The organism is Phyllobacterium sp. P5_D12, assembly GCF_054049495.1.
In genome coordinates, this window is the sequence record NZ_JBFUMG010000727.1 from 1 (window position 1) to 1,838 (window position 1,838).

General features: G+C 56.1%; 4 protein-coding genes. All 4 read right to left on the bottom strand.

Annotated features, from left to right (window positions below; all coding sequences use genetic code 11):
* Positions 1 to 188, bottom strand: a 188-nt coding sequence (locus tag ACXJ5O_RS25750) for a biotin carboxylase N-terminal domain-containing protein (RefSeq protein WP_457302386.1), incomplete at its 3' end; no start/stop codon positions are given.
* A 10-nt stretch (positions 189 to 198) separates the two neighbouring features.
* Positions 199 to 666 (bottom strand): acetyl-CoA carboxylase biotin carboxyl carrier protein, encoded by a 468-nt coding sequence (gene accB, locus ACXJ5O_RS25755; RefSeq protein ID WP_112531304.1) that lies wholly within the window; start codon positions 664 to 666, stop codon positions 199 to 201.
* Positions 667 to 702: 36 nt separating this feature from the next.
* Positions 703 to 1,146: a type II 3-dehydroquinate dehydratase gene (gene aroQ / locus ACXJ5O_RS25760; protein ID WP_457302387.1), complete on the bottom strand. Its 444-nt coding sequence runs from the start codon at positions 1,144 to 1,146 to the stop codon at positions 703 to 705.
* Between the two features lie 124 nt (positions 1,147 to 1,270).
* Positions 1,271 to 1,838: DsbA family protein (locus ACXJ5O_RS25765; protein WP_457302388.1), on the bottom strand; the 568-nt coding region annotated here is incomplete at its 5' end.

A 1,838-nucleotide genomic window follows, 5' to 3' on the forward strand; every position in this document is an offset into this window, starting at 1 on the left:
TTCTTCAGATAGCTATCCCGGGAAGGAGGCGGACCGATGCAGACACTTTCGTCGGCAAGCCGCACGTGCATGGCGTCGGCGTCGGCGGTCGAGTGGACCGCGACGGTCTGGATGCCGAGCTCCTTGCAGGCGCGCAGGACGCGCAGGGCAATCTCGCCGCGATTGGCTATGAGTATTTTCTGAAACATCATGCTCTCGCTACTCGATCACAACCAGAAACTCACCATATTCGACGGGTTGGCTGTCTGTGACGAGGATGGCGGTAACCGTACCAGAGCGTGGAGACGGTATCTGGTTCATCGTTTTCATGGCCTCGATGATCAGAAGCGTCTGGCCTTCCTTGACCTGTGTTCCGACCTCGATAAAGGCGCGAGCACCAGGCGCGGGGGAAAGATACACGGTTCCGACCATCGGCGAAGGAACGGCATTCTTCGAGGGATCAGCGACAGCAGACGCGACCGGGATAACCGTTGCCGCCGGAGCGGGAGCGGCCCCCGCCGGGGCTTGGGCATAGACCGGAGCTGCGGCCTGCACCGTTATCTGCCGCGATACGCGAATGCGAAGGTCGCCCTGCTCGATCTCGATATCCGTGAGGTCGGTCTCGTTCAGGATTTCCGCGAGATCGCGGATCATGACCTTGTCGATCCCGGTGGTTCTGTTAGCCATGCTTTTTCAAGCCCCTTATACCTGTTTGGCGGTACGCTATTGCGACGCTGCCAGCTTGACGAGTGCGCGCAGGCCCATCACGTAGCCATCGACCCCGAAGCCACATATCACCCCTTTAGCCAAAGGGGAAACGTAGGAGTGATGGCGAAATGACTCGCGCGCGTGAATGTTGGAAAGATGAACCTCCACCAGCGTGACGGCGGCAGCGCGGATGGCATCATGCAATGCGATGGATGTATGCGTGTAGGCGGCAGGATTGATCAACACCAATGCCTTTTGCTCGCCTGCCTCCTGAATCCAGCTCACCAGATCACCTTCGTGATTGGACTGGCGAAACACGATGTCGACGCCCAGATTTTCACCTTCGGCACGGCACAGAACCTCGATATCGCTCAAGGTCGCAGCGCCGTATATTCCTGGCTCACRCTTTCCAAGCATATTCAGGTTCGGGCCGTTGAGGATAAAGATCTGCTGTTTCATGATTACCGCGTGGTTAGCGAATTGGTGGTCCCATATAGACGGCTTATCGGCAAGCGAAAAGCCCGCAAAGCACCCTTATTGCTTGTCCACAAAGGGTTTTGCCAAGCAAAAGTAAATATTCAGGCTATTTGTTGCGAATATGGCTGATCTTTTCGGCGAGGACATCCGCACCAAGCGCGCCGGGCACGACTTCATTGCCCACGACGTAGGACGGGGTTCCGGTAATGCTCAGGCTGTTTGCCAGTTCGAAGTTTTCATTGAAAGCCTTTGTGACTTCGGGAGAGAGCATTTTCTCGCGCATTTGGGCTTCGTTTGCGCCCAGCTTGACCGCGATGGCCATCGCCGACGCTTCGGTTGCACGTCCTTCGCCACCGAGGAGATCACGGTGGAACTCGAGATATTTGTCGGGCATGAGCGCTTTGAACGCCTTGGCGACGATATGCGCGCGTGTAGAATCCGCACCAAGGATGGGAAATTCCTTCATTACGAAGCGCAGGTTTGGATCGCTTTTCAGGAGGGCATCCATGTCCGGCAGAGCTTTTTTGCAATAGCCGCAATTATAGTCGAAGAATTCAACGATCGTGACGTCGCCTTTCGGATTGCCGAAAACCGCATCCATCGGCGAGTGAAAGATCTTGTCCTGGTTTTCACTGATGACCTCTGTCGAAGCTTCCTTCTGCGCGGCTTCCTGC